Below are 25209 nucleotides of genomic sequence, written 5' to 3' on the forward strand. Positions count from 1 at the left end.
CACGAGATGCCAACGGAACGGCCACCGAGAGCAGGCGTTTGGGGCACGGCCGTCTGAGGACGCTCTTCCAAACGGAGGGTGCCGACCCTGGTTGGGTCTACCATCGCCGCGTGCAGGACGACGACATCAGCGGGCACGTCTGGCGCGAGGAGGCTGCGAAGAACCGGCCGCTCGCGCAAGATGCCGAGGCGCTCGGTCGGCTGACCGACCACGACCAGGACCCGGCCGAGGTGTCCTACTACGAGGCGTGTGCAGACCCAGATGCGCAGGCGTTGGACGGTGCGCAGCGCTCCTACGCGGGGCAGTACCTCCGGAGGTTGCGGCGACTTCGCGAGCGCGACAGGCACGCCAAGACGGGCTCAGAGGCGTAAGCGCTGTACAGCCATCCGTACAGCCAAGGCCATCCGCTGACGCGGACGCCAGCCGACACCGGCGGACAGGCTGAGCAGAGGGACAATCACCCGACCAGCCATCAGCGATCTTCTTCTAATCCCAAGGTCGCAGGTTCGAATCCTGCCGGGCGCACCACCGTTACGCAGGACCACAGAGAGAGGCGCGCCTCGATCTAACCTTGCCGCATGGGGAAACGCCTGTGGGTCATGCTGGCGCTGGTCGTGGCTGGCGTGCTCGCCGTACCGGTCGCCGTGCTCGGTGTCCGCGTCACCCACCCTCGAGACGAGGACGGCTACCTGGCGTACCTCAAGCAGTACGGCGACCCGCAAAGCGACCAGCCGCTGCAGGTGCTGCCGCCGACCGGGGATCTAATCGCCGAGGGTGACGCGGCATGCGACTGGCTGCGCGAGCAGCCGTACGCCCTCTGGCGGCACGACCCGCAGTACCGCGAGTTGGCGGTCTATCAGCGCTACCTCCGGCACGTTGGCGACCGCTCGCCGAAGTGGGGCAACGCGCTGCCCGGTCTGGGATCGGTGACAGCAGCCGCTTGGAACCACCTCTGCTCGGCAGACCGGGAGCTACGGCAACCCCGCCGCCACCCCTTCGCCCCCAAGCCAGATTGAACGACGCCACCGCCCTGCTCGTGCCCCTACCGAACGGGAGCAGTAGCCAGCGCTAGACCGCTGCTGATCTTCGGCCGAAGCCCGACCGCCCCGGGGCCAACACATCAGCCGTGGGCACACCGCGCCAAACGTCGCAGCACCTGCGCCGTGATGGTTGCCTGGCGGGTGCTCAGCGCCAGCAAGGCCAGCGGATTCGGGTCCTTGGCGGGGTCCTCGTCGAACCCTTCCACGCATAGCACCGCCGGAAGGCCGCGCGGGTGATCAGCTTGGTGCAACACGAGTCGCACCACTGGGGATGCACAGGAACAGATTTCATACGTCGGCCCCTTGCAAGCGGTCAAGGCCCCGTTCGGTATCGCTCGGCATGGTCGGCACACCTCCGCCTGGTCAGAAGTAGGCCCGCCCTGGGGGCAGCGTCCATGCGTCGTGCTCCCCTGGACCGGATACCTCGGGTTTGCTGAAGTCCAGGAGAGCCGATCATGCCAACCAGACCACCCCACTACCGACGTGTAGCCGATGACATCGAAGCCAAGATTCGTTCTGGCGAATATGCGCCTGGGCAGCAGCTGCCCTCGGTTTCCGAGATCGGCGAGATCTACAACATCGCTCGGTCGGCCGCATACCGCGCCGTCAAGGAGCTACATGAGAGAAACCTCGTGTACGGACAGCAGGGGCAGGGCGTCTTCGTCGCGGAGCCGGAGTAGCCGGCATACATACGCGTAGAGAAGAAGTCGGTTGCCCGCCACCTCGCAACCGACTCCGGCAGCTCGGACGGGTCCGTGATCCCCACGCTCAGGCGTTCTTGTCACGCACACCGACGCAGTCGTGCCTCCAGAACGTCTCCGAATAGACGAACGTGCCGGTCATCCAGGGCTCGTATGCCGACAGCTTGACTACCTGAAAGGCCCAGTCAGGAATACGCAAGGACGGCTTACGGAAGCCGTGTTCCACCGCAGGACCAAAGCCAGCACGGGAGTAATACCGCGGGTCACCCTCTAGGAACACCAGCGGCACCCCGCGTTCATCAAGTTCCTGGAGGCCTCGGCGGATGAGCGCGGAGCCGATGCCGCGGCGCTGCCACTCTGGGGCGACGGCGAGCGGGCTCAGTGACGCGACGCCAACGGTTCGCCGCGCGGCGTCCAGCAGACACTGGCTGAACATCACGTGCCCCACGACCTCGTCCGCTTCCTCGGACACGAAGGACAGAGCGTTGGGATCGTCACGGCGCAGGGCGTCCACCAGCTCCGCCACGATCTCGCCGTGTCCGGTGCCGAAGGCACGCCGGTGGATGGACCCAATCGGTTCACGGTCGCGAATCTGTTCTACCCGAAGAAACATGGTCGGACCGTAGGGGGGACCGCCATAGGCGACAAACGAATAACTGCAGAGCCACCTCCCAACCTGCGAGCTACTGGCGTCCTCTGGGCAGCATCAGCCGGGCCGCCCAGCCATGCTGGGGTCGCGTCACGCTGTGCGCTGAAGCACGCGGCGGGTGACTCGGGTAGCGAGCCAGATGCCGTCGCCCAAAAGACTCAGACCGAACACGGCCACGACAATCTCGTACGTCCGAGAAGCATCGCTGAGCGACGCCCATCCGGTGGCATCCCATCCCAAGCGCTCCAAGCGCCATAGACGAACAGCACGCCGACAGATGCCAAGGTGAGCGCCACAACGAAAGACGCGGCCCGCCCGATCCACATCAACATCGCAGCCGTATCGCATCCGAAGCGGCCTCCGGGTCCCTGGTCGAAGCCCCTGCACCCGGCCGCCGAGCCGGCGGTGACCCTGACCAGGGTGGAGGGGGCGGCCGAAGCGACCGGGCACGGCGGCGCTGGACCTTGCGCCAGCCGATCCACGCGGCATCCGGGGCCGCCCACCGGTCAGGTAGGCGGCCCCGATGCCGAGTTCGGCCCACGCCAAGAAGGGTTGTCTGGCACCGCCTTCAAGTTGGCGTAACGCCTCGCCCTCTTGCTGTCAGGTCACTTGCCGGGCTTGTAGCGCCGCTCGACGTGGCCTTTGAGGTCGTCCGGGTAGAAGTAGACGGACCGGAGGTTGCCGCTCGCGTAGCGTTCGGCCTGGTCGGCGAAGTGCGGCGAGGCGGGGTTCCCGCTGTTGCCGCCCTCCCTCACCGCCCATGCACGCAGCCTCGGCCCGAACTCGACGACCGCCACGAAGGTGTTGCCGCTGGTGGCGTAGAAGCGCTTCGTGCCCGGCTGGCGAGCCCCCGGGTACGTGGCGAGGGCGCCCCAGGTCCCGGAGGTGAAGGGCACCGGGATGCTCGGCTTCGCGTCGTCGAACGTCTGGGTGATCGCGCCGTCGTTGCGCTGGAAGCGGTTGATCTCGCCCCAGGGCACCTGCCAGCTGCCGAAATCGGTGGTCAGCCGATCCACCGCGGCGTCGAGCGACGCGAGTCGCTGCGCATCGGTGGAGCGCGAACCCGCAGCCCAGAAGATGGCGAGCGACGTGGCAGTGGAAGCAGCGCTCCACCGATAGTTCCAGCCGCGAAGCAGGCCGATCGGGCCGGCGAGTCTCACCTTCTGCTGGTCGCCCTCGGGCAGCTTGTCCCATGCGGCGACGAGCTGTGGAATGAGGTCGGCGAATGCGCCGAGGTAGGTGTCGAAGGCAATATCGCGCAGCGCCTGCGGCGTGAGGTCGTTTCGCCCGGACATCAGCTGGATGACATGTCGCCCGCGCTCGTTCTCGCTGCCCGTGTTGAAATAGCGGGGAAAATCAGCGACGTTGGGGCTGTCCGCGCCGGCGGCGGTCCAGGGCCAGTTGTTCGTGTTGAACATCCAGCCGTTCTTCGGATTCACTACCTGCGGCATGTCCTCGAGGCTGTGCAGCCCTTGCCAGTCGGTCGCCGGATCGCTGCCGTCAACCGGCTGGGTGTAGTTGAAGCGATTGTCGCGGACCGGCATGAACTGCGGCAGCAGGAAGGCGGCGTTGCCCTTCGAGTCCGCGAACAACGTGTTGTTCGAGCTGTTGGCCTTGAGCTTCGCCACCTCCATGTAGTCCGCATAGTCCCGCGCCTTGGTGCGGAGGAAGCTCTGCTGCAGCGCCTCGACGGGCTTGTTCATCAGCGCGAAGGCGATCCACTTGCCGGACGCCTGGCGCACGATCGGGCCGTGATGCGTGGCGTAGGTGGTGAAGCTGCGCTGGGCCTGCCCTCCGTCGGCGGTGCGGTACGACAGGGTGATCGTCTTCGTCGTCACCGGCCGCAGCTGATCGCCGTAGCGGTAGGAGGGGTTGCCATCCGCCCCGGTCACGATGGTCTCGGTGAACTCATCGACGTTGTCGACCACGGCCGAGGTGTGCATCCAGCCCACGTTCTCGTTGAAGCCCTGGTAGATGAAGAACTGACCCCAGGTGGCCGCGCCATAGGCGTTGAGCCCTTCGTCGCTCGTCATGTGCAGTTCGGAGCGGAAGTAGAAGCTGGTGTGCGGGTTGATCAGCAGCAGGGCCCTGCCGTTTTGCGTGTGGCTCGCAGCGATCGCGATGCCGTTCGAGGCCTGGGACGGGCGGTACGGCGCTTCGGGCTCCATCTCGGCCATCGCCAGCGCACTGGTGTCGTAGAGGGCCCGGAGCTGGGTGAGCGACACCCGCTCGATGTCGCCGCCGATGCTGCCTTCGCTGAAGCTCAGCGCCATCCACGGCTCGAACCGGGTGATCACGCGCGGGCGCACCTCGGGGTGCGTCGCGAGGAAGTAGTTCAGCCCGTCGGCCCAGGCGTCCATCAGGCTGCGCAGCCAGGCCGGGCTGTTCGCGTAGAGGAGCTTCAGCACCTCGGGATCGATGAACAGCCGCTGGCGCAGGTCCTGCCAGATCGCGCTCTCACCCTCGGCCTCGGCGAGGCGGCCAAGGTTGACCAGATAGTTCCGCTCGATGCGGTTGAAGTCGTCCTCGGCCTGGGCGTAGATCATCCCGAACACCGCGTGGGCGTCGGTCTTGCCCACCACGTGGGCGATCCCCCAGTCATCGCGGGTGATCGTCACGTGCGCCGCTTGCTGGTTCCAGCGGGCGTGGTCGGGCGGGCCGGGTGCGGCGAACGCGGCGTCGGCCGGCAACCCCGCCGCGGTTACGACGGCTCCAGCGGCCAGTCCGGCTGCTCCGCCGAGGATGCGGCGCCGACTCAGCCCATTGTTATGCGCGTGTTCCATACGTTGGTCTACCTTTCTCAGGGGCAAGGGATCGTGCCCGGTTCACCGATATCTGCCGGGTGATGATTAACGATCAATGCGTTCTGAGATAGGTAGCATTCGCTCCGAGCGCAGAGCAATAGAGATCAACAAATATTCCACCGTGAGACATGCTCGTGATAATCGACGCCCATCGCATCGCGCCGTCGTGACTCGTTGCGGACGAGGTGTCAGCGCACGTGCTCGGGGCGTACGCCGATGCCGGCCAGCCGGGCGGGGAGGGCCTGCAGCCTTGGGAACCGCTTCAGCAGGCGGATCGGTACCGGCGACTCGATCCGGCCGGTGGCGTGCAGCAGCGGGTCGACGACGCGCCGCTGCGCGGCGCGCTGGATGTTCTGCGTTACCACGGTCGGGAAGCGTCGACGCTTCTGCACCGCGGCGAGGTCCGCGTCGGTCACCGGCTGCCCGGCGGCGAGCTTCGGACCCAGCATCCGGGCGGTGGCCGCCGCATCCTGCACCGCCAGGTTGATGCCGACGCCGCCGATCGGGGACATGGCGTGCGCGGCGTCACCGATGAGCAGCACGCCGGGCGCGTGCCACCGCTTCAGCCGGTCGACCTTCACCGTCAGCAGCTTGACGTCGTCCCAGGTGGCGAGCTCGCCGACCCGATCGGCGAAGATCGGCTGCCGCCGCGCCACCTGCTCCCGCAGCGCGTCCAGCCCGGCCGCGCGGATCTCGTCGTAGCCGCCCTTGGCGATGAGGTACGCGCACTGGTAGTAGTCGCCGCGGTCGCTGGCGAGCATCAACCCGCCGGAGCCGACCCGCATCGCCAGGCCGTCGTCGTCGGTGGGCCGGCGCGAGATCCGGAACCACAGCACGTCCATGGGCGCGCTGTAGTCGACCGGCCGCAGGCCGAGCTCCCGGCGTACCACTGAATGGCGGCCGTCGCAGGCGACGGTGAGCGAGGCTTGGATCTCCACCTCGCCCTCCGGGCCCACGGCCCGCACGCCCGCGACGGCGCCGGACGCGTCGCGGAGCAGGCCGGTCACGGCGGTGGAGCGGAGCAGCGTGAAGGCCGAGCACTTCGCCGCCTCGGCCGCGAGCATTTCCAGGAAATCCCACTGGGGTACGAAGTACAGATAGTTGCGCGGCGCCGGCAGGCGCGTGAAGTCCGCGACCGGGTAGGTGCCGTCGTCGAAGGTGACGCGCAACCCGCCGACCTTGCGCCCGGGCAGCGCCGCCATCCGTTCGCCGAGCCCGATCTCGTCGAGCATGTCCAATGTGGAGGGGTGCACGGTGTCACCCCGGAAGTCCCGGAGGAAGTCCGCGTGCTTCTCCAGCACCGTGACCTCCACTCCTTGACGGGCGAGCAGCAGCCCGAGCACGAGACCCGCGGGTCCGCCACCGACGACACAAACACTGGTCTGCATGAGCCTTCCCCAATCGCAACTCGTGTTGCTTTTTGCAGTCTGGCATGATGGGGCACGTAACGCAACAGCCGGTGCGATAAGGAGTTGTTCGATGTCCGTCAGCCAGCGACCGGGCGGGCGCAGCGCCCGCGTCCGGGCCGCGGTCCTCACGGCCACCCGCGGCCTCCTCGCCGACGGGTACGCCGAGCTGACCGTCGAACGGATCGCCCAGGCGGCCGGCGTCAACAAGACGTCGATCTACCGCCGGTGGACCGACCTGGAAGGGGTCCTCGGCGACCTGCTCAGCGAGTACGCCAGCGCGGTCGCACCCATCCCGGACACCGGCAACCTCGACACCGACCTTGAGGAACTGGCGCAGCTGGTCCGGCGCGGCATGACCGGCGAACCCGGCGAGCTGATCACGGCCCTGGCTGCGGCCGCCCCCCGCAACCCGCGCGCCGCGCAGATCGTCCGTGGCTTCTTCGCCGAACGGTTCGGACTGGCCAAGGCCGTCGTCGACCACGCGGTCGCCCGCGGCGAACTACCCCAGGACACCGACGCACCGGCCGCGATCGAAGTCCTGGGCGCGCCCTTCTTCCTGCGGATGCTCGTCATCGACGAGCCCATCGACGAGGAGTTCGCCCGACGTACGGCTGCTGCCGCCGCCGCAGCCCTCCGCGCCGGTGTCTTCAGCCCCGCGCTGCCGGCCTCGTCCGCATCAGCCCCATCGAATATCGAGGGTAATGCTTGCCCTTGAGAGCAAGGCGAAGGTGCCCCCTCACTTCGCCACGTCAGCGCGGTGCGCGCATGGCTGCTCGGCCGCCTGGTGCCAGAGGCTTCCCACCACCGCGACAGGGCTGCGGGCCTCTCTGACCTGCCGGTCGGCGGTCTCGACCGAGAACCGTATCGACAACGGCTCACTCTCGAACGCGGTCGAGCATTCGATGCTCAGCTTGACATTGATCCAGCCGGTACCGCCGGGGCGTAGCAGCTGAGACTGGCCGGTGTCACGGACCTGGATGCCGGAACGTTGACCGGTAACCGCCTGAATCGTGATCGGCGCGGGGCCAGCGCTGATCACCGCGAGTTGCGCGTCCAGCTGGAGGATCCCCGTGTCGTCCGTAGCCCCGCTGCTGACGGACGCGGGGAAGGCCACGAGGGAGACGGAAGCGTTCCGCTCCCGCTCCGCCCGCGAGTCCCGCAGCTCGTTGACGCCGACACCGCCGAGCACAACGCCGACCACGAAGCCAGTTACGACCCGTACCGCCATCTTCCGTCTGGCCATGAGTCGGCCGGGGGTGGCGCGGCCCGGCTCCGCCGGCCGGCGATCGTACTCGTCCAGGTCGATCACTTCGCGCTCCGCCGACATGGGCGTCAGCCTAAGGCTGTTTCCAAACCGCGCGGGTTGTCGCACCGCGGCACTACGGTGACCGGGTGACCGAGATCGTGTTGTTCCACCACGCCCTGGGGCAGACCCCGGGCTTCCTCGAGTTCGCCGACCGGTGGCGCGGGGCGGGCCACAGCGTGCACACCCCCGACCTGTACGACGGCGCCACGTTCGAGTCCGTCGAGGAGGGCGTGGCGCACGCCGAGGCGATCGGCTTCGACGAGATCGTCCGACGGGGCACGGCCGCCGCCGCGTCTCTGCCGGAGCGGATCGTCTACGCGGGCATCTCGCTCGGGGTGTTGCCGGCGCAGTCGCTCGCCCAGCGGCGTCCCGGCGCGCGGGGCGCGCTGCTGTTCGAGAGCGCGGTGCCGCCGGAGAGCTTCGGCGGGCCCTGGCCGGCCGGTGTCCCGGCGCAACTGCACGCGATGGCCGACGACGAACTGGCCGAGGTGCCGGTCATGCGGGAGGTGGCCAGCCAGATCGACGGCGCCGCGCTCTTCCTCTACCCGGGCGGCGGCCACCTCTTCACCGACCGCGCCACGAAGGCGTACGACGAGGCCGCGACCACGCTGCTCGTGCGCCGCACACTGGATTTCCTCGACCGGGTCGGCTGATCCCGTCATGGTGACCGAGACGGACCTCCGGCTCGGCGACGGCCGCACCCTGCACGTCTACGACACCGGCGGCGCCGGCCGGCTCGCCGTCTTCTGGCACCACGGCACGCCGAACATCGGCGCGCCGCCGGCGCCCCTTTTCACGGCCGCCGACCGGCTCCAGCTCCGCTGGGTCTCGTACGACCGTCCCGGCTACGGCGGCTCGACGCCGGTCCCCGGGCGGGACATCGCCTCCGCCGCCACGGACGTCGCCGCGGTGGCCGACGCGCTGGGCATCGCGCGGTTCGTGGTGATGGGCCACTCCGGTGGTGGTCCGCACGCCCTGGCCTGCGGCGCGCTGCTGCCCGACCGGGTGGTCGCCGTGGTGAGCGGCGCCGGGCTTGCCCCGTATGACGCGGAGGGGCTGGACTGGTTCGCCGGCATGGTGCCGTCCGGGGTGGCGTCGCTGCGCGCTGCGGCAGCGGGCCGGGCGGCAATGGTGGCACACGAGACCTCGGGCATCGAGTACGACCCCCAGTTCACCCCGGCCGACCTGACCTCGCTGCACGGCGACTGGTCCTGGTTCGACAGCGTGGTCGGACCGGCCACGAAGTCCGGGCAGGGCGGGCTGGTCGACGACGACCTGGCGTACGCCTCGCCCTGGGGCTTCCGCCCCGCGCAGGTCACGCCGCCGGTCCTGCTCCTACACGGCGACCGGGACGGGATCGTGCCGGCGGCCCATGGCGAGTGGCTGGCCCGGCACTGCCCCGCCGCCGAGTTGCGCCGCTACCCCGAGGACGGTCACATCTCGGTGCTCCGGCACGCCGAGTCGGCCCTGGAGTGGCTGCGCGAGCGAGCCGACGTCGACGCCGACATCGACCGGGGGTAGCGACTGTCACTGGCAGATCCGCCAGGTCCCGTTCTCCTTGGTCAGGGCGTACGTCTGCGTGGTGGGCATTCCCTGCCGCACGGTGTACCGCACGCTTGCCGACCCGAACACTCGGCCGTTGTTGTTCTGGACGTTCAGGCCGACGATCTCGTACCCGTCCACCAGTGGCCCATTCGACTGCTGTCGAGCGAAGTCGTCCTGGCTGAACCGGTCGCGCAACCCACCGCAGAGCTGCCCGTACGCGGTCGGGTAGTCGTGGCTGACCAGCGCGCCGGCAAACGTGTCCACGGTGGTCTTCGCCGGACCGGTGGCCTCCTCCACCGCGCGATAGATGAAGAAGCCGCCGATCGCACCGCCCATGCAACAGATCGCGAGCACGATACCGACGACGATGAGCACCGTGCGGGTCGTGTTCTTCTTCGGTGGCACCATCGCTGGCTCATACGTCATGCCGGCAGGGTAGGAGGAACACGCAATCGGAAACGGGATGGGCATGTGCATCTGGTCGACCTGGTGCCGGCGCACGGGCGACGTACCCGGAGTTGACGGCGACCGGGCGGGACAGCACCCGGCGCAGCGACGCGCCGCGCACCGAGGGTGACCCGTAGCGATTTGCATGGTATTCTCCGGCGTCGATCTAGGCCGCGCGGACCCGATGGGGTCGCTGCCGGAAGGACCCTCCCCCGATGCCGGTCGTTGCCGCCACGACCTCGCCACCGACCTCACTGGAACGGCCGGCCGGCGGCGCGTTCACCCGCGTTTTCACCACCGTGCCGGCGCTGCTCCGGCTGACCTGTGGCCTGGTCGGCGCCGTGGTGGCCCTGGCGGTTCGTACCCCGCCGGTTCGGGTCGAGTTGCTGGTGCCGGCGGTCGCCGTGCTGACCGCCTGGTCCGTCTGGTACGCCGTCCGCGCGCTGCGGCACGGGGCCACCGGCCCGCTGGTGGCCGGCGACGTCGCGCTCACCACGGCCGCCGGATTGGCGATCCCGTGGCTGGTCGCGCCGGAGGTGCTGCCCGGCGAGGTGAGCTGGATCGCGGTGCTCGCCAGCACGACCGTGATCAACGCGCAGACCACCGCCCCGGCCCGCTGGTCGGTTCCGGCCGGGCTGCTGGTCGCCGCGGGCTACGCGACCGGCGCTACCGCCGCCGGCAACCCGGCCGAGGCGCGGGCGCACGCGATGACGCTGCTGGCGCAGACCGGCATCGCGGCGGTGATGACGGCGGTGATTCGGCGCCGGATCGGCCGCGCCGACGCCGCGTTCACCGACTACCAGCGGCTGGCACGCGAGGCGGTCATGGCGCGGGCCGCCCGCGAGGCCGAGCGGCGGCAGAACCGCGACCTGCACGACACCGTCCTCGGCACGCTGACCATGGTCGGGCTCGGCGCGGTGGCCGGGCCTTCGGCCATGCTGCGTAAGCGGTGCGCGGCGGACCTGCGTACCCTCGCCGACCTGGCCGATGCCCGGTCGGCGCCGGTGACCGGCCCGGTGTCGCTGGACGACCGGCTGCGGGCGGCCCTGACCCGGCTGCCCGAGCTGCCGGTGGCCGCGACGCTCGCGCCGTGCGTGGTGCCGGCGGAGGCCGCCGGGGCGCTGGCCGACAGCGCCGCTGCCGCGCTGGCCAATGTGGTCCGGCACGCGCCGGGTGCCACCGCCATGCTTCGCCTGGCCCGGGACGCGGGCACCATCGTGGTCGAGGTGGCCGACGACGGCCCCGGCTTCGACCCGGCCACCGTTCCCGCCCACCGGTACGGGCTACGCGAGTCGATCATCGGCCGGATGGCCACGGTGGGCGGCCGGGCAGAGGTGACTTCCGCCCCTGGTGCCGGCACCCGGATCCGGCTGGAGTGGACCGGTGTCGACTGACCTGGGTGCGGCGAGCGCGGTGGCGGACGCCTCCGACCGGGCTGCGCGGATCGGGGCGATCACCATCGCGCTGGCCTGGCACCTGGCGATCGACCTGCCGGAGCTGCTCGGCGCCGAGACCGCGCCCGCCGCCACGGCGGTGATCGCCACGGCCTGGCTGGTGACCGCGGTGGTCGGCGGGGCGGCCGGCGTACGTCTGCTGCGCGGTGGCCTGCCGCCCGCCCGGCGGCTGACCGTGGTGCTGCTGGTGGTCGACGCGGCGGTCTTCGCGGCGGTCGGCGGGCAACTGTTCGCCACGGCGAACTGGGCGTGGGGCGGCCTGGTCTGGTTCTTCCTGCTGGTGCTCTGGCGGCGGCCGGTCGGATGGCTGCTGGCGGTGCTCGGCGCGCACGCGGCGATCGCCCTGGCCGCGATGCTCGCGTTCGACGCGACCGTCCCGGCCGACCTCACCCGCTACGCGATGTACGTCTATGGCACGTCCTCGCTGCCCGTCGCGGTCTTCGTCGGTGGCGCCGCGCTCGCGGCCCTGGCTCGGGACCGGGCCGGCACGGCCGCGGCGACGGCGGCGGTCGAGGCGGAACGGGTGGCGGCGGAACAGGCCCGGGCGGAGCGGCAGGCGCGGCTCGGCCTGGTCAGCGGCACCGCCGAGGAGGTGCTGGCCGCCGTCGCCGCCGGCGACGCCGACCCGACCGATCCGGAGGTGCGCCGCCGCTGCGTACTGGCCGCGGCGCGGCTGCGACGGCTGATCGCCGAGTCGGACGACGTGCCCGATCCGCTGCTGCACGAGCTGCGGGCCGCCGCCGACCTGGCGGAACGCAACGGCCTGCCGATCGAGCTGGTCGCCGTCGGCGTCCCACCGGAGCTGCCGGTCGAGGTCCGTCGGCGGCTGACCGAACCGCTCACCGCGGCGCTCGCCGATGCCCACGGGTGGGCCCGGCTGACCGTGGTCGCCGGCCCGGACGAGGTGGTGGTCAGCCTGGTCACCCCCGACCACGACGGGGCGGACGCGACCGGCCCGCCAGGCGGGGACGGCGATGGCACCGGGCCGGTGGAACTCGAGCATGAGCGGGACGGGGAGATCAGATGGACGCAGACCAGATGGCGCAGGACGTGACGGAGGGCCCACCAATCGGTGTGGCGATCGTGGACGACCACCCGGTGGTGATCGACGGGGTACGCACCTGGCTGGCCGGCGAGCCGCGACTGCGCGTACTGGCCACCGGGGACGATCCGGATGTGGTGCTGCGGGCCGCCCCGGAGGCCGAGGTGGTCCTGCTCGACCTGCGGCTGCACGGGCGGATGGCGATCGACAAGCTCGCCGAACTGAGCGCCGCCGGGCGGCGGGTGGTGGTCTACTCCGAGCACACCGACCCGGACACCATGCTCGCCGCGTTGGACGCGGGGGCGGTGGCGTTCCTCGCCAAGCACGAGGGGCGCGAGCACTGCGTGGCTACGGTGCTCGCCGCAGCAAGCGACCGCCCGTACGTCCCGCCGGCGCTGGCCGGGGCGATGGTCGGCGACCCACGGCCGGACCGGCCGGCACTGTCGGACAAGGAGCGAGAGGCGCTGCTGCTGTGGTTCCAGTCGATGTCGAAGGCGTCGGTGGCCCGTCGAATGCGGATCAGCGAACACACGGTCAAGCAGTACGTGGACCGGGCGCGGATCAAGTACACCCGGGCGGGTCGACCGGCCGCCACCAAGGCGGCGCTGCTCGCCCGGGCGATCGAGGACGGGCTCGTCCGGCCGGAAGAGATCGGCATCTACCGGTCGCAGGCGTCCACCGACCGGCCGACCCCCTAACGGGTGTCATGACAGCCGGCGTCCCGTCGGCCAGGCTCGGATTGTCGCCAACTGTCTCCGGGGAGGTCGTCACCGTGCAGGAGGACGCCGCACCCTTCTTCATCGGGCCGCACCGCTTCGACGCGGACGACCGCGCCCGTCCCACGCTCGACCGGCGGTACGCGCTGGTCCCCGAACCGGGCGAGCAGGTGCTCGCCCAGCACCGGCTCGGCGTGGCCGGTCAACTGCTCGGCCCCACCGAGAGCGTCTACGCCTGGAAGCTTTCCGCCCCGGCGACGGTCTCCGTGACCGACCGGCGGCTCGCCTACGTCTGCCCCGACGCCGAGCTGTCCCTGGTGGCCGGGCAGGACGGCCGGACGCACGCCCGGCACCGGCGTACGGTCCGGCTGTCCCGCCTGGTCAGCGGGCAGATCCGTTGGCAGTGGCCGTCCCGGCTGGAGCTGGCCGACGGTCCAGACGGCGACCCGGAGCTGCGGGTGGTCTGCGACGCCCTGCGGACCATCCGGCAGCCGACGCTCGCCCTCGCCGGCCCGGACGCGCTGATCGTCGCGCTGGCCCGACAGGTACGCCGAGCGGTGGCCGCGTTCCGGCTGGTCCACCCCGAGCTGGTGGAACTTTCCCCGCCGGAGCGGGACACGCTGCTGATCCGGGCCAGCGCGGCGCCCGGACCGGCCCGGGGTGCGGTGACCCTGCCGGGGTCACTGCCGGTGGAGTTCCTGTCCCGGGACGACTACTACCGCCCGGCACGGGACGTCTTCCCGGCCTGGCCGCGGCTGGCGTCCCCGGCGCAGAACCGGCCCGGCTCCGCCTGCTGACCCGACTGTTCGCCGGTAGCAGCACGCTGTCAGGCCTGCCGAGCGCGAACGCGCCGGCGCTCGATCCTGGTCGGCCGGGTGCCCGGGTGGCAGTCACCATCGTCCCCCGATGGGGAACGATCCGGTCAACCACCGGCCAGGGTCAGGAGGTACGGGCGTGGCGGCCCGGACGGTCCAGCTCGGCGGCCTCGGCCGGGGTGGGGGCGGTGCCGCCCAGGTGGGTCGGCAGCCACCAGGCGTCGTCGGGGCCGGCGGGCTGCTCCGGGTACTCCCGTTGGGCCCGGTCGACCAGGGCGCCGAGCCGGCTCTTCAGCTCGGCGGTCAGCGTGTTGGCGTCCGGGTAGCCGGCCGGGTCCATCGGCTCGCCCACCAGGATGGTGATCGGAACATGCCGGGTCAGGGTGCGCGGCCGGCCCTTGGTCCAGAGCCGCTGGCCGCCCCAGAGGGCGACCGGCAGCAGCGGCACGGACGCCTCCCGCGCCATCCGGGCGGCGCCGCCCTTGAGTTCCTTGACGGTGAACGAGCGGCTGATCGTCGCCTCGGGGAAGACCCCGACCACCTCGCCACGCCGCAGCGCGTCCACCGCGGTCTGGTACGAGCCGGCGCCGGCCGCCCGGTTCACCGGGATGTGCTTCATGCCCCGCATGAGCGGGCCGGAGACCTTGTGCCTGAAGACGGAGTCCTTGGCCATGAACCGGACCAGCCGGCGGGACTCGAGCGCGCCGAAGCCGCAGAAGATGAAGTCCAGGTAGCTGACGTGGTTGCTGGCCAGCACCGCGCCACCGGTACGGGGCACATGGTGGCTGCCCTTCACCGTCAGGCGCAGGTCCAGGACCCGGAACATCGTCTTGGCGGCGGCGATCACGGGCGGGTACACGAGCTCCGGCATGCGCCAACTTTACCCAGGGTGGGTTACGCACAAGTAGGAGTGGAAGCGGACCGGGTCACCCTGGACACCGTCCTGCCGGCCGCCTGTCCCGGCTACCGTCGGGGATATGCCCGATCTGGCCGCGATCGTCATCCACTGCCGTGACCCGTACCTGCTCGCGCCCTTCTGGAGCGCGATCACCGGATTGCCCGTGGTCGAGGAGGACCTGGTGAAGCTGGCCGACCGGTCGCTCGGGCCGACCGAGGCGGTCCTGCTGCGCGACCCGGCCGGGCACCGGCCGGACGTCTGGATCAGCCCCGCCGACGACCTGCCCGCCGCCGGACGGATCCACCTCGACCTGGTCGGTGACGCCGAGGAACGGGCCGCCGTGCTGGAGGCGGGCGCGCGGGTGGTCCGCGAGTTGCCCCGGTGGACCGTGCTGGCCGACCCGGAGGGAAACGAGTTCTGCCTGCTGCCGCGCAGCGAGTCGCACGCCGACGCGCTGCTGCCCGGCCACTGAGCGCGGCGCAGTCGGTAGCGCAGCGCAACGCCGCCAGCCCGGGGCCGGCGGCGCGCGGAACGCCCGGTCAGGCGGCGAGTTTGTCCAGGTCCAGCCGGCCCCGGGCGAAGGCGTCCACCTTGCCCCACCGGCCCGGAATGTCCAGCACCTCGATCCGCCCCATGCCGACCGGCAGGCGCGGGTCGACCGACAGGTGCCCCTCGTGCGGCTCCAGCCCGAGCATGGTCCGGAGCAGCAGCAGCGGTGCCCCCGTCGACCAGGCCTGCGGGCTGCACGCCGTCGGATACTCCACCGGGAACTTGGTCAGCTCCCGGTGGTAGCCGCCGAACGCCTCCGGCAGCCGGCCGTCGAAGTACCGCGCCGCCTCCAGGATGCCGTTGGCGATGCAGGCGGCCTCCTCGGCGAAGCCGTACCGGCGCAGACCCCAGGCGATGAAGGAGTTGTCGAACGGCCAGATGGTGCCGTTGTGGTAGCCGATCGGGTTGTAGCGGACCTCGCCCTCGGCCAGGGTGCGTACCCCCCAGCCGGAGAAGAGCCGCGGCCCGACCAGGTGCTCGGCGACCTTCGCCGCTCGGTCCTCGTCGACGATGCCGCTCCACAGCAGGTGCCCGATGTTGGAGCTGAGCACGTCGCACTGCCGCCCGTCGGGGTCCAGCCCGAGGGCGTAGTACTCGCCGTCGGCCACCCACCAGTCGCGGTTGAACCGCTCCTTGAGCGTGGCCGCCTCGCGTTCCAGCTGGTCGGCGTACGCCGGGTCGTTCCAGAACTCCCGGGCCAGCCGGGCGGCACGCATCTTCGCGTCGTACGCGTACCCCTGCACCTCGCAGGTGGCCCGTGGGAACGGCGGCAGCTTGCCGTCGGCGTACGAGATGGAGTCCCAGGAGTCTTTCCAGCACTGGTTCTCCAGGCCGGTGTCGGTGTTGCGCCGCTCGTACCAGATGTAGCCGTTGCCGACCAGGTCGGCGTAGGCGTCGACCCACTTCAACGCCGCCCGGCACTCCTGCTCCAACTCCTTGACCAGCGCGACGTCGCCGCTCCACTTCTCGTACTCGTCGAGGAGCACCACGAACAGCGGTGTCGCGTCCACCGAGCCGTAGTACGGCGAGTGCGGTTGTTCCTCGAAGGCGGCGGTCTCGCCGTACCGCATCTCGTGCAGGATCCGGCCCGGGTCCTCGTCCCGGAAGTCGTCGAACCGGGTGCCCTGCAACGCGCCGAGGATCCGAAGCGTGGTCTTGGACATGTCCGGCGCGAACGGCAGCACCTGGAGGCAGGTGAGGATGCTGTCCCGGCCGAACATGGTCATGAACCAGGGCAGGCCGGCGGCCGGCAGCGTCTGCCCGCCGAGGGAGATCGGCGAGAAGCGCAGCGCCGCCAGGTCGATCAGGCTGCGCCGGTACGTCGAGGCCAGTTCGCCGTGCTCGCTGTTGACCTTCGGGGCCCGGTCGATCCACTCCTCCAGGTCGCGCTGGAGGGCCAGCCGCTCCGTGCCGTGCGCCTGCAGCCCCATCCGCAGGTCCCGGCCGCCCGGGCCGATCGCGGTGGTGTGCACGTTGATGCCGGTGTTCCACTGCTCGTTGGGTTCCAGGTGGATGGTCCAGGCGAGCCCCTGCGGGTCGTATCTGGCGGGGACGGTGGTCGAGATGACGGTCTCCCGCTTGAAGTTGCCCCGCCGGTAGCCCAGCCGGAGCAGATCTTCCTCGGCCTCGGAGTAGATCTCGCCCTTCTTGTTCAAAATCTCGTCCTTCACCTGGAACAGGTCGGCGAAGTCCGAGCCGGCGTCGATCCGGATCTCCAGGTCTACGGCCTTCTCGTCGTGGTTGAGGATGGTCAGCGTCTCCCGGAAGCTGCCACCCACCGTCCGCTCCCGGATGATCGACAACTTGGCGTCGACGTAGTGCGTCGCCAGCCCCGGCACCAGGAAGAACCGGGCCTCGAAGTACTGCAGGTCGTCGTACGACAGCGAGTTGAGCCGTTCTCCGTTGACGGTGAGCACCCACTTGGACAGGTATCGGGTGTCGATGGCGAAGAGACCGGTCGGCTCGCTCGGCGTGGCCTCGATGTCGCCCGTGTCCTCGGAGACCACGAACGTGTTTCCGTCGAGGATCCGGACCGTGTTGGTGCCCGCCATCAGGACCCCTCCTTCCGGAACACGCGCCGCGGCCCGTGTGAGTCCGCCGGGCCGGGCAGCAGCCGTTCGACCTGGAGCAGCAGCCGCAGGTCGCCCGCGACGGTCATGTCGCCGCGGAGCAGGGCCGCGATGGCGTTCTCCCGGCCGGTGACCAGCTCGTCGAAGAGCCGAGGCGCGCTGCCCACGATCGTGTCGGCCTCCCGGTTCTCCTGCCGGACCTGGAGGTCACCCCGGTCTATCTGCAGCAGCCAGTGTGTCGTCTGCGCCCCCTGTTGCAGGTCGAAGCGCAGCGTTCCGGAACTCTTCGCCAACAGGGGTTCGAACCCCCGCCGGTCCAACTCCTTGAAGAACCTCGTGGTCGCGTCCACCATCCGGTCCACTCCTCCCGCGATCCGCGGCGTTCCACGTCCGTCGAGGAGGGGTCCCCGCCCGGGTACGCCGTCAACCTCGCCCGGATCGGGTGACCCGGCCGCCGATGGCGCGTCCGGCGGACGACCCGGGACGGGCCCGGACCGCGCGAACGCCGGCCCCCGGGACGGGAGGCCGGCGTTCACCGCGGCGGACGGGTCAGTTGTTGGGGTCGTCGGCGCTGATGTCGGCGAGCACCGACTGGGGCTCCCGCTCGACAGCGAGGTCACCCATCGAGATCAGCCCGACCAGGCGGCCGTCGTCGATGACCGGCAGCCGACGCACCGCGTACGTCCGCATCAGGTCGGCGGCGGCCACCGCGTCGTCGTACTGGCTCACCGTCACCACGTCCTTGCTGGTGATCTGGTTGAGCCTGGTCGTGTTGGGGTCCAGGTTCTCGGCCACGCCGCGGACCGTGATGTCCCGGTCTGTAACGATGCCGACCACGTTGTCGCCGTCGGTCACCACCACGTCGCCGATGGCGCTGTCCCGCATCTCCTGCGCCGCGGCGGTGAGGGTGTCGTTGCCGTCCATCGTCACCAACCGGGTCGTCATGAACTCTCCGACCGTTGTCATGGTGCTCCCCTCTCGGTTCGGCACCGCCGTCTACCCGCCCGCCTCGCCGGGGTAACCCGCCCGGGTCAGCGACGCGGGGGCATGCCGTAGACGCGCTCGACGTGCAGCCGCAGCACGAGCCGGCGCTCGGCGACCATGGCCCGCCGGAAGTCGTCCCAGTCCGGGTGTTCGCCCTGCACCGCGCGGTAGAGCCCGACCAGTTCCTCGACGGTCGGGTCGTCCGACCGCTCGGCGACCGGGGTCAGCTCGGCCCGCGCCTCCGCCACCGCGTACGCCCAGCCGTCCTCGCTGCTGACGTGGAAGCTGGCCCGGGGGTCGCGGCGCAGGTTGGCGGTCTTGGCCCGGCCGTCGGTGATCGACACGCGGATCAGGCCCGGCCCACGGTCGAAGGAGTAGACCACGTTGGACAGCTGGGGTCGGCCGTCCCGTTTGATGGTGGCGAGCGTGCCGAGCCACCGGCTCGCAATGAGGTCGGTCAGGGCGTGCCGGGTCTGTTCGTCCGTCATGGGGGCCTCCGGTGTCGGCTGATCGTGGTCGCCCCCCATTTCACCGCACTCCCGCGCCCGGCGTGCCCACCCGACGCGGGCGGGCACGTCGGAGGGAGTCAGCGCAGCTCGGCGGCGACCAGCTCGGCGAGCTGTACGGCGTTGAGCGCGGCACCCTTGCGCAGGTTGTCGTTGGCGCAGAAGAGGGCCAGGCCGTGCTCGACGGTCTCGTCGGCGCGGATCCGCCCGACGTAGGTCGGGTCCTGGCCGGCCGCCTCCAGCGGGGTCGGCACGTCGGAGAGCGCCACGCCCGGCGCGCCGTCGAGCAGCTCGCGGGCGCGGGCCGGGGTGATCGGGCGGGCGAAGCGGGCGTTGATCTGGAGCGAGTGGCCGGTGAAGACCGGCACCCGGACGCAGGTGCCGGAGACCTTCAGCCCGGGGATCTCCAGGATCTTGCGGCTCTCGTTGCGCAGCTTCTGCTCCTCGTCGGTCTCCAGGGAGCCGTCGTCGACGATCGAGCCGGCCAGCGGGAGCACGTTGAAGGCGATCGGGCGGGCGAACGAGCGCGGCGCGGGGAACTCGACGGCCGCGCCGTCGAAGGCGAGCCCGGTGGCGTGTTCGGCGACCTTGCGGACCTGCTCGTCGAGCTCGGCCACGCCGGCCAGGCCGGCGCCGGACACCGCCTGGTAGGTGGCGATGACCAGGCTGACCAGCTCGGCCTCCCGGTGCAGCGGACGCAGCACCGGCATCGCGGCCATGGTGGTGCAGTTCGGGTTGGCCACGATGCCCTTCGGCCGGTCGGCGATGGCGTGCGGGTTGACCTCGGCGACCACCAGTGGCACCTCGGGGTCCATCCGGAACGCCGACGAGTTGTCGATGACCACCGCGCCGGCCTCGACGACCCGGGAAGCCAGCTCCCGGGCACTGCCCTTGCCGGCCGAGAAGAGCACGATGTCCAGCCCGCGGTAGTCCGCGGTGGCCGCGTCCTCGACGGTGACCTCGCCGTCCCGCCAGGGCAGGGTCCGCCCGGCCGACCGCGCCGAGGCGAACAGCCGCACCTGCTCCGCCGGGAACTCGCGCTCCGCCAGCACCTGCCGCATCACGCCACCGACCTGGCCGGTGGCTCCCACAATGCCGATCCTCATGCCCGCGAGGCTACCCAGCCGGCCGGCCGAGCCGGGAAGGCTTTCCGCCACGCGGACCGCCCGGCCGGCGACCACGCCTCCCGCCGGCCGGGCGCATCAGCCGCAACGACGGCGGCCCGGGACGGTTCGTCCCGGAAGATCACCCGTCGGCGGCCCGCCCGGCCGGAGCATTCGCGCACCGCCCCGACGCCGGGCGGGGGCCGTCCGCGACCAACATCACACCCCCGCAGCCCGAGGCTGGTCAGGGGGTGTGATCGACGACCTCGCCCAGGCCGGTGGCGACCAGCTCGTCCCGGATGACCGCCGAGTCGCCCTCGACGACCAGGGTGAGCGACTCCGGGTGCAGGTGCGCCGCGGCCGCGGCCGAGACCTCGGCCACGTCGGCGGCGAGCAGCGACTCGCGCAACCGGGCGTGGTAGTCGTCCGGCAGGTCGTGCACGACCAGCGTGGTCAGCGCCGACGCGATCGCGCGCGGGGTCTGCAGCTCGACCGAGAGCTGGCCGGCCCGCCACGAGCGGGCCACCGCCAGCTCGTCCTCGGTCACCCCGGTCAGCTGGGTACGCGAGACCTCGCCGACCGACTCCACCAGGGCCGGCGCGGTCACCGCGGTCTGCACGCCGGAGCTGATCGCGAACCGGCCGAACCGGCGGGACGAGGCGAAGTCGCCCCGGATGCCGTACGTGTAGCCGTGCACCTCGCGGATCAGGTGGTTGAGCCGGGAGGTGAACGCCCCGCCGAGCACCGTGCCGGCGAGCGCCATCGGCACGTGGTCCGGGTGGGCGCGGTGCGGGGACGGATGCCCGAGGCGGAGCGTGGACTGCACCGAGCCGGGGCGGTCGACCAGGATGATCCGCCGCCGGTCGTGCCGCGGCACCTCGAACGGGCCGCCCTTCTCCACCGGCCCGCCAGCGGTGCCGGCGAACGCCGCGGCGCCGAGCGCGTCGAGGTCGAGCCGGTCCAGGTCGCCGGCGACGACCAGCGTCCCCGGGCGAATGAACCACTCCGAGTGGAAGACGGTCACGTCGTCCACGTCGAGGGCGGCCACGCTGTCCGGGTCGCCGTACATCGGGCGGCCCCAGCGGTTGTCGGTGCCGAAGATGTCGCCGCGGAGCACCGCGTCCGCCCGGGGGCCGGGGTTGGCCCAGTCCATCCGCAGCGCGGTCGCCTCGTCGTCGCGGACCCGCAGCACGTCGGCCGGGGCGAGCTTCGGGGTGCGGACGGCCTCGGCGAGCAGCTCCACGGCGGCGCTCAGCCGGTCCGCCGGCACCTGCACGCTGACCTGGAAGGAGTCCCAGTCCAGCCCGGTCACCAGCTCGGTGCCGAGCGCCTCGATGGCCAGCGCGTACGCGGTGGCGTCGCGCTGCGCGGTGCCCTCCTCCAGCGCCTTGGCGAGCACCCCGCCCAGCCCCTCCTTGCCGACCGGCTCCCGGCCCGCGCCCCCGTCGAGGAGCAGCAGCGCGACCGCGAGGTTCTGCCCCGGCAGGTGCGCGGCGACGACCTGCCCGCCGGCGACGGACCGGCGGACCACCTGCGGGAAGCGGTACGGACGGGCCAGGCCCGGCCCGGGACGGGTGGTGATCAGCGTCATGACTGCTCCTCGGGCTGATAGGTCAGGGTCACCCGGTCGGCGGCGCCGAGCAGTTCGGCGGCCTGCTCGGCGATCTGCTCAGCGGTGACGGCGAGCCAGGCGGGCAGCCGCTCGCCGGCCTTCGCCGGGTCACCGAACTGGGTGGCGTACCGGCCCAGCGTGTCCGCCCGGCCGTCGACCGTGGACATCTGCCGCCACCACTGGGTGCTCAGCAGCGCCTTGGCACGGTCCAGCTCGGTCGCGGTCACCGGCACGGTGGCCAGCTCGTCGACCACCTCGACCAGCCCGTCCCGCAGCCGCTCGGCGGTCACCCCGGGGCGGGCCGTGACGGTGGCGATCAGCGGGGCCGGGCCGTGCGCCAGGTCCACCCCGTACGCCCCGACCAGGTCCGGCTGGGCGATCCGCTCCCCGTCGGCGAGCCGCTGGTAGAGCCGGCTGCCCCGGCCACTGCCCAGCACGGTGGCGAGCACGGTGGTGACGTCGTACCCGGGAGTGCCGAACGGGTGGGTGCGGTGCGCGACGTACACCCGGGGCGCGGGCACGTCGGCGGTGACGGTCTCCGCCGCCGGGCGGCCGGTCGCCGGCACGGTGCGCCCGTCCGGCGCGGCGGGGATGTCGACGCGGGACGGAAGCCCGCCGAAATACTTGTCGGCCAGCGCGAACACCTCGCCGGCCGTGGTGTCGCCGACCACGGTGAGCACCGCGTTGTTCGGCGCGTAGTACGTCTCGTGGAACGCCTGGAAGGTGGGCAGGCCGGCGGCGTTCAGGTCGGCCATCGACCCGATCGTCGCGTGATGGTAGGGGTGGCCGGGTGGGTAGAGCAGCGGCAGCAGCCGCAGCCAGGCGTCGCCGTACGGGACGTTCTCGTACCGCTGGCGGCGCTCGTTCTTGACCACGTCCCGCTGGTTGTCCAGCGTCTCCTGGGTCAGCGCCGGCACCAGGCCGCCCATCCGGTCGGCCTCCAGCCAGAGCGCCAGCTCGAGGTGTTCGGCGGGGACGGTCTCGAAGTAGTTGGTCCGGTCCGGGTTGGTGGTCGCGTTCAGCGAACCGCCGGATCCCTGGATGAACCGCATGTGCTCGGTCTTCGCCACGTTCACCGAGCCCTCGAACATGAGGTGCTCGAAGAGGTGGGCGAAGCCGGTCTGTCCGTCCGGTTCGTGCCGGGAGCCCACGTCGTACCAGAGGTTCACGGCGACGGCGGGGGCGGTGCGGTCCTCGCTCACCACCACGCGCAGGCCGTTGTCAAGTCGGGTCGTCTCGATGGGCCAGGGGTAACCGCTGTCGGGCATGGCACGACGCTATCCGATCTCGCGGGCATAAAGGTGACGTGCGAGCATCGCCGGTCCGTGCCGGGGCATCCACCCGAGCCGCTCAGTCCGGTGGCTCGCTCGGGGTCACGGTCTGATCCGACGTGCGGTGCTCCAGCGTGGTGTCCTGGGCGACGTTCACGTCCTCCCGGATGTCCGACTCGGTGAGGATCGCGTCGGCCTGGGCCTCCGGGTCCTCGCTGCCCGCCGCGGCCTCCTCGGGCAGCAGGTGGGCACGTGACTCGATCCGCTCCTGGTCACTCTGCTCCTGGCTCATGCCGTCCTATACCCCTGCGGACGGTGACCGGAACGCCGCGCGTCGGGTAGGCTGGCCGGCGTGACGCGGTCGTATCGATGGTTTAGGCAGCCGGCTGGAGGAGCCGGTGACCTCACCATGAGCTGACGTCACTCCTCTTCGAGCCGGCCGGGCAGGGATTATTCCCTGCCTTTTCGCATTCAAGCAGCCGGCTCGACCCCCGGGCGCCGGCCCCGGGGCACGGTCGGCGGAAGGAACCCCACCGTGACGACCCCGGACCCCCATCGGGTCATCGACCAGCGGATCGACCGTGTCGTGCCGCTGACCACCCCGGCCCTGCTGCACCACCACCTGCCGCTGGACACGCCGCTCGCCGAGGCCGTGGTGGCCGGCCGGCGCGCCGTCGGCCGGGTGCTGGACCGCGCCGACGACCGGCTGCTGGTCGTGGTCGGCCCCTGCTCGGTGCACGACCCGGCCGCCGCCCTCGAGTACGCGGGCCGGCTGCGCGAGGCCGCCGACCGGCTCGCCGACGACCTGCTGGTGGTGATGCGGGTCTACTTCGAGAAGCCCCGCTCGACGGTGGGCTGGAAGGGCCTGATCAACGACCCGGGGCTGGACGGGTCGGGCGACGTCAACACCGGCCTGCGTACCGCCCGGGCGCTCCTGCTCGACGTGCTGCGCCTCGGCCTGCCGGTGGGCTGCGAGTTCCTCGACCCGATCACCCCGCAGTACATCGCGGACACCGTGGCGTGGGGGGCGATCGGCGCCCGGACGGTGGAGAGCCAGGTGCACCGGCAGCTCGCCTCCGGCCTGTCCATGCCGATCGGCATGAAGAACCGCCCGGACGGCAGTATCTCCACCGCGGTGGACGCGATCCGGGCGGCCGGCGTGCCCCACGTCTTCCCCGGCATCGACGTCTCCGGCACCCCGGCGATCATGCACACCCGCGGCAACGCGGACGGGCACCTGGTGCTGCGCGGTGGTGGCGGCCGGCCGAACTACGACGCGGAGTCGGTAGCTGGCGCGCTCGACCTGCTGCGCGCGGCCGGGCTGCCCGAGCGCGTGGTGATCGACGCCAGCCACGCCAACAGCGGCAAGGACCACCGCAACCAGCCGGTGGTCGCCGCCGACGTGGCCGCTCAGCTCGCCGCCGGCCAGCGCGGCATCGTCGGCGTCATGCTGGAGAGCTTCCTCCAGCCCGGCCGGCAGGACCTGGACCCCACCCGGGAACTTGAGTACGGAAAGTCCATCACCGACGCCTGCCTCGGCTGGGACACCACCGTCGAGGTCCTCACCGGTCTGGCGGAGTCCGTCCGCACCCGCCGCGCCACCCTCCCCACCCCCGCCTGAACAGCCGCCTTGTTGATCGTGGGGTTGGCGGCGTCCACGGAGATCCACATCGCCGCCAACCTCATGATCAACGAAGAGATCGGGGCGGAGGCTGCGGCGTTTGGGCGATTCGGGCGCGGGTAGGTGGGCGGGGTGAGTGAGGATGCGTCTGTGACCGAGCAGCCGGACAGCCGGTTGCTCGACGAACTGCTCGACGACATCTACCACGGCCAGGAGCGGATCAGCCAGGTGGACATCTACCGCCGGGCGGTCGCCGCCGAACTCCCCGCGCAACTGCTGGCCAGGATCGCCGCGCTCCCCCAGGGCGAGTACGCGGTCGACGAGGCGGCCGACCTGCTGGGCGGAACCGCGGGCTGATCCGGGCCGGGCAGCACGCGGCGGGCGGACCGGCCGGGGCCGTACGACGGAGAGGACAACTGGGATGACCAAGCGCGGCCAGGGGCAGCAGCACATCGAGGCGCTCGGCCAGCCGCCGACAGCGCCGGACCCGAACGCCGATCCGGACTTCTCCAGGGAACACGAGGAGACGGCGGTCGCGGACGAGATCATCACCGGCGAGGACGAGGGCGAGCGGGAGCCCGAGGCGTCGCGCGGCTGGGCCGGCGAGAACCACGGCACCCGGGCCACCTGAGCGCACCCGGGCCACCTGTGCCAAGGACCGCGACGCC

General features: G+C 71.4%; 28 protein-coding genes and 1 pseudogene. 14 read left to right on the forward strand and 15 right to left on the reverse strand.

Translation table 11 applies throughout. The features are described from left to right. The first annotated feature begins 125 nt into the window (after nucleotides 1-125). Nucleotides 126-371, forward strand: a complete 246-nt coding sequence (locus tag AB0C02_RS17205) for a hypothetical protein (protein ID WP_357549209.1) — start codon at nucleotides 126-128, stop codon at nucleotides 369-371. Between the two features lie 207 nt (nucleotides 372-578). Then, the gene (locus AB0C02_RS17210; RefSeq protein ID WP_357549121.1) at nucleotides 579-1016 is read left to right on the forward strand and encodes a hypothetical protein; all 438 of its coding nucleotides are present in this window, start codon (nucleotides 579-581) and stop codon (nucleotides 1014-1016) included. Nucleotides 1017-1120: 104 nt separating this feature from the next. Here the strand turns inward: AB0C02_RS17210 and AB0C02_RS17215 are convergent, their stop codons facing one another. Continuing rightward, entirely contained in the window at nucleotides 1121-1246 is a 126-nt protein-coding gene (locus AB0C02_RS17215) for a hypothetical protein (protein WP_357549122.1), read from the reverse strand. 249 nt (nucleotides 1247-1495) lie between these two features. On the opposite strand from AB0C02_RS17215, the gene AB0C02_RS17220 reads away from it, so the two are divergent. Beyond that, on the forward strand, nucleotides 1496-1720 hold the full coding sequence (locus AB0C02_RS17220) for a GntR family transcriptional regulator (protein ID WP_357549123.1): 225 nt from the start codon (nucleotides 1496-1498) through the stop codon (nucleotides 1718-1720). 88 nt (nucleotides 1721-1808) lie between these two features. On the opposite strand, the gene AB0C02_RS17225 is transcribed toward AB0C02_RS17220, so the two are convergent. The 3 genes from AB0C02_RS17225 to AB0C02_RS17235 all read right to left on the reverse strand — a co-directional run bounded on the left by AB0C02_RS17225 (nucleotide 1809) and on the right by AB0C02_RS17235 (nucleotide 6582). Continuing rightward, nucleotides 1809-2354, reverse strand: coding sequence for an N-acetyltransferase (locus tag AB0C02_RS17225; RefSeq protein ID WP_357549124.1), 546 nt, complete (start codon nucleotides 2352-2354; stop codon nucleotides 1809-1811). Nucleotides 2355-2995: 641 nt separating this feature from the next. Beyond that, nucleotides 2996-5173 (reverse strand): penicillin acylase family protein, encoded by a 2178-nt coding sequence (locus AB0C02_RS17230; RefSeq protein ID WP_357549125.1) that lies wholly within the window; start codon nucleotides 5171-5173, stop codon nucleotides 2996-2998. A 209-nt stretch (nucleotides 5174-5382) separates the two neighbouring features. Beyond that, nucleotides 5383-6582 (reverse strand): FAD-dependent oxidoreductase, encoded by a 1200-nt coding sequence (locus AB0C02_RS17235; protein ID WP_357549126.1) that lies wholly within the window; start codon nucleotides 6580-6582, stop codon nucleotides 5383-5385. A gap of 91 nt (nucleotides 6583-6673) precedes the next feature. On the opposite strand from AB0C02_RS17235, the gene AB0C02_RS17240 reads away from it, so the two are divergent. Continuing rightward, nucleotides 6674-7318 carry a TetR/AcrR family transcriptional regulator gene (locus AB0C02_RS17240; protein WP_357549127.1) on the forward strand — a complete coding sequence of 215 codons (645 nt, stop codon included), beginning with the start codon at nucleotides 6674-6676 and terminating at the stop codon, nucleotides 7316-7318. 21 nt (nucleotides 7319-7339) lie between these two features. On the opposite strand, the gene AB0C02_RS17245 is transcribed toward AB0C02_RS17240, so the two are convergent. Further along, nucleotides 7340-7930: a hypothetical protein gene (locus AB0C02_RS17245; RefSeq protein ID WP_357549128.1), complete on the reverse strand. Its 591-nt coding sequence runs from the start codon at nucleotides 7928-7930 to the stop codon at nucleotides 7340-7342. Between the two features lie 47 nt (nucleotides 7931-7977). Here AB0C02_RS17245 and AB0C02_RS17250 point away from each other — a divergent pair. Together AB0C02_RS17250 and AB0C02_RS17255 are read left to right on the forward strand one after the other, a co-directional pair. Beyond that, nucleotides 7978-8562: pseudogene (locus tag AB0C02_RS17250) on the forward strand (dienelactone hydrolase family protein); the annotation flags it as partial. Nucleotides 8563-8569: 7 nt separating this feature from the next. Further along, entirely contained in the window at nucleotides 8570-9430 is an 861-nt protein-coding gene (locus tag AB0C02_RS17255) for an alpha/beta hydrolase (RefSeq protein WP_357549129.1), read from the forward strand. Between the two features lie 6 nt (nucleotides 9431-9436). Here AB0C02_RS17255 and AB0C02_RS17260 read toward each other — a convergent pair whose 3' ends face one another. Beyond that, nucleotides 9437-9880, reverse strand: coding sequence for a hypothetical protein (locus AB0C02_RS17260; RefSeq protein WP_357549130.1), 444 nt, complete (start codon nucleotides 9878-9880; stop codon nucleotides 9437-9439). Between the two features lie 236 nt (nucleotides 9881-10116). On the opposite strand from AB0C02_RS17260, the gene AB0C02_RS17265 reads away from it, so the two are divergent. The 4 genes from AB0C02_RS17265 to AB0C02_RS17280 all read left to right on the forward strand — a co-directional run bounded on the left by AB0C02_RS17265 (nucleotide 10117) and on the right by AB0C02_RS17280 (nucleotide 13910). Next, nucleotides 10117-11295, forward strand: a complete 1179-nt coding sequence (locus tag AB0C02_RS17265; RefSeq protein WP_357549131.1) for an ATP-binding protein — start codon at nucleotides 10117-10119, stop codon at nucleotides 11293-11295. Further along, nucleotides 11285-12409: a hypothetical protein gene (locus AB0C02_RS17270; RefSeq protein WP_357549132.1), complete on the forward strand. Its 1125-nt coding sequence runs from the start codon at nucleotides 11285-11287 to the stop codon at nucleotides 12407-12409. The genes AB0C02_RS17265 and AB0C02_RS17270 overlap by 11 nt, the downstream gene beginning before the upstream one ends. Continuing rightward, nucleotides 12379-13095: a response regulator transcription factor gene (locus tag AB0C02_RS17275; protein WP_357549133.1), complete on the forward strand. Its 717-nt coding sequence runs from the start codon at nucleotides 12379-12381 to the stop codon at nucleotides 13093-13095. The genes AB0C02_RS17270 and AB0C02_RS17275 overlap by 31 nt, the downstream gene beginning before the upstream one ends. 74 nt (nucleotides 13096-13169) lie before the next feature. Beyond that, on the forward strand, nucleotides 13170-13910 hold the full coding sequence (locus AB0C02_RS17280) for a hypothetical protein (protein ID WP_357549134.1): 741 nt from the start codon (nucleotides 13170-13172) through the stop codon (nucleotides 13908-13910). 142 nt (nucleotides 13911-14052) lie between these two features. Here AB0C02_RS17280 and AB0C02_RS17285 read toward each other — a convergent pair whose 3' ends face one another. Then, complete coding sequence (locus AB0C02_RS17285) at nucleotides 14053-14799, reverse strand: lysophospholipid acyltransferase family protein (protein ID WP_357549135.1); 747 nt, start codon at nucleotides 14797-14799, stop codon at nucleotides 14053-14055. 106 nt (nucleotides 14800-14905) lie between these two features. Between AB0C02_RS17285 and AB0C02_RS17290 the strand changes: the two genes are divergently transcribed. After that, complete coding sequence (locus AB0C02_RS17290) at nucleotides 14906-15298, forward strand: VOC family protein (RefSeq protein ID WP_357549136.1); 393 nt, start codon at nucleotides 14906-14908, stop codon at nucleotides 15296-15298. Between the two features lie 67 nt (nucleotides 15299-15365). Here AB0C02_RS17290 and AB0C02_RS17295 read toward each other — a convergent pair whose 3' ends face one another. From AB0C02_RS17295 to AB0C02_RS17330, 8 genes are all read right to left on the reverse strand, one after another. Then, entirely contained in the window at nucleotides 15366-17426 is a 2061-nt protein-coding gene (locus tag AB0C02_RS17295) for a glycogen debranching N-terminal domain-containing protein (RefSeq protein ID WP_357549137.1), read from the reverse strand. Further along, nucleotides 17426-17797, reverse strand: coding sequence for an SCP2 sterol-binding domain-containing protein (locus AB0C02_RS17300; protein WP_357549138.1), 372 nt, complete (start codon nucleotides 17795-17797; stop codon nucleotides 17426-17428). The genes AB0C02_RS17295 and AB0C02_RS17300 overlap by 1 nt, the downstream gene beginning before the upstream one ends. A 196-nt stretch (nucleotides 17798-17993) precedes the next feature. Next, a complete protein-coding gene (locus AB0C02_RS17305) occupies nucleotides 17994-18410 on the reverse strand; it encodes a CBS domain-containing protein (RefSeq protein ID WP_357549139.1) in 417 nt (138 codons plus the stop codon). A 65-nt stretch (nucleotides 18411-18475) separates the two neighbouring features. Then, the gene (locus AB0C02_RS17310) at nucleotides 18476-18916 is read right to left on the reverse strand and encodes a PPOX class F420-dependent oxidoreductase (protein ID WP_357549140.1); all 441 of its coding nucleotides are present in this window, start codon (nucleotides 18914-18916) and stop codon (nucleotides 18476-18478) included. Between the two features lie 98 nt (nucleotides 18917-19014). Then, entirely contained in the window at nucleotides 19015-20040 is a 1026-nt protein-coding gene (locus tag AB0C02_RS17315; RefSeq protein WP_357549141.1) for an aspartate-semialdehyde dehydrogenase, read from the reverse strand. A gap of 241 nt (nucleotides 20041-20281) precedes the next feature. Then, the gene (locus AB0C02_RS17320; RefSeq protein ID WP_357549142.1) at nucleotides 20282-21628 is read right to left on the reverse strand and encodes an insulinase family protein; all 1347 of its coding nucleotides are present in this window, start codon (nucleotides 21626-21628) and stop codon (nucleotides 20282-20284) included. Then, nucleotides 21625-22917, reverse strand: coding sequence for a pitrilysin family protein (locus tag AB0C02_RS17325; protein WP_357549143.1), 1293 nt, complete (start codon nucleotides 22915-22917; stop codon nucleotides 21625-21627). Before AB0C02_RS17325 ends, AB0C02_RS17320 begins: the two co-directional genes overlap by 4 nt. Before the next feature lie 82 nt (nucleotides 22918-22999). Beyond that, a complete protein-coding gene (locus AB0C02_RS17330) occupies nucleotides 23000-23212 on the reverse strand; it encodes a hypothetical protein (protein ID WP_357549144.1) in 213 nt (70 codons plus the stop codon). A gap of 243 nt (nucleotides 23213-23455) precedes the next feature. Between AB0C02_RS17330 and AB0C02_RS17335 the strand changes: the two genes are divergently transcribed. From AB0C02_RS17335 to AB0C02_RS17345, 3 genes are all read left to right on the forward strand, one after another. Next, on the forward strand, nucleotides 23456-24541 hold the full coding sequence (locus tag AB0C02_RS17335) for a 3-deoxy-7-phosphoheptulonate synthase (RefSeq protein ID WP_357549145.1): 1086 nt from the start codon (nucleotides 23456-23458) through the stop codon (nucleotides 24539-24541). A 123-nt stretch (nucleotides 24542-24664) separates the two neighbouring features. Next, entirely contained in the window at nucleotides 24665-24898 is a 234-nt protein-coding gene (locus tag AB0C02_RS17340) for a hypothetical protein (protein ID WP_357549146.1), read from the forward strand. Between the two features lie 64 nt (nucleotides 24899-24962). Further along, the gene (locus AB0C02_RS17345) at nucleotides 24963-25172 is read left to right on the forward strand and encodes a hypothetical protein (protein ID WP_357549147.1); all 210 of its coding nucleotides are present in this window, start codon (nucleotides 24963-24965) and stop codon (nucleotides 25170-25172) included. Nucleotides 25173-25209 lie beyond the last annotated feature (37 nt).

Source organism: Micromonospora sp. NPDC048999 (assembly GCF_040649295.1).
Classification (GTDB): Bacteria; Actinomycetota; Actinomycetes; order Mycobacteriales; family Micromonosporaceae; genus Micromonospora.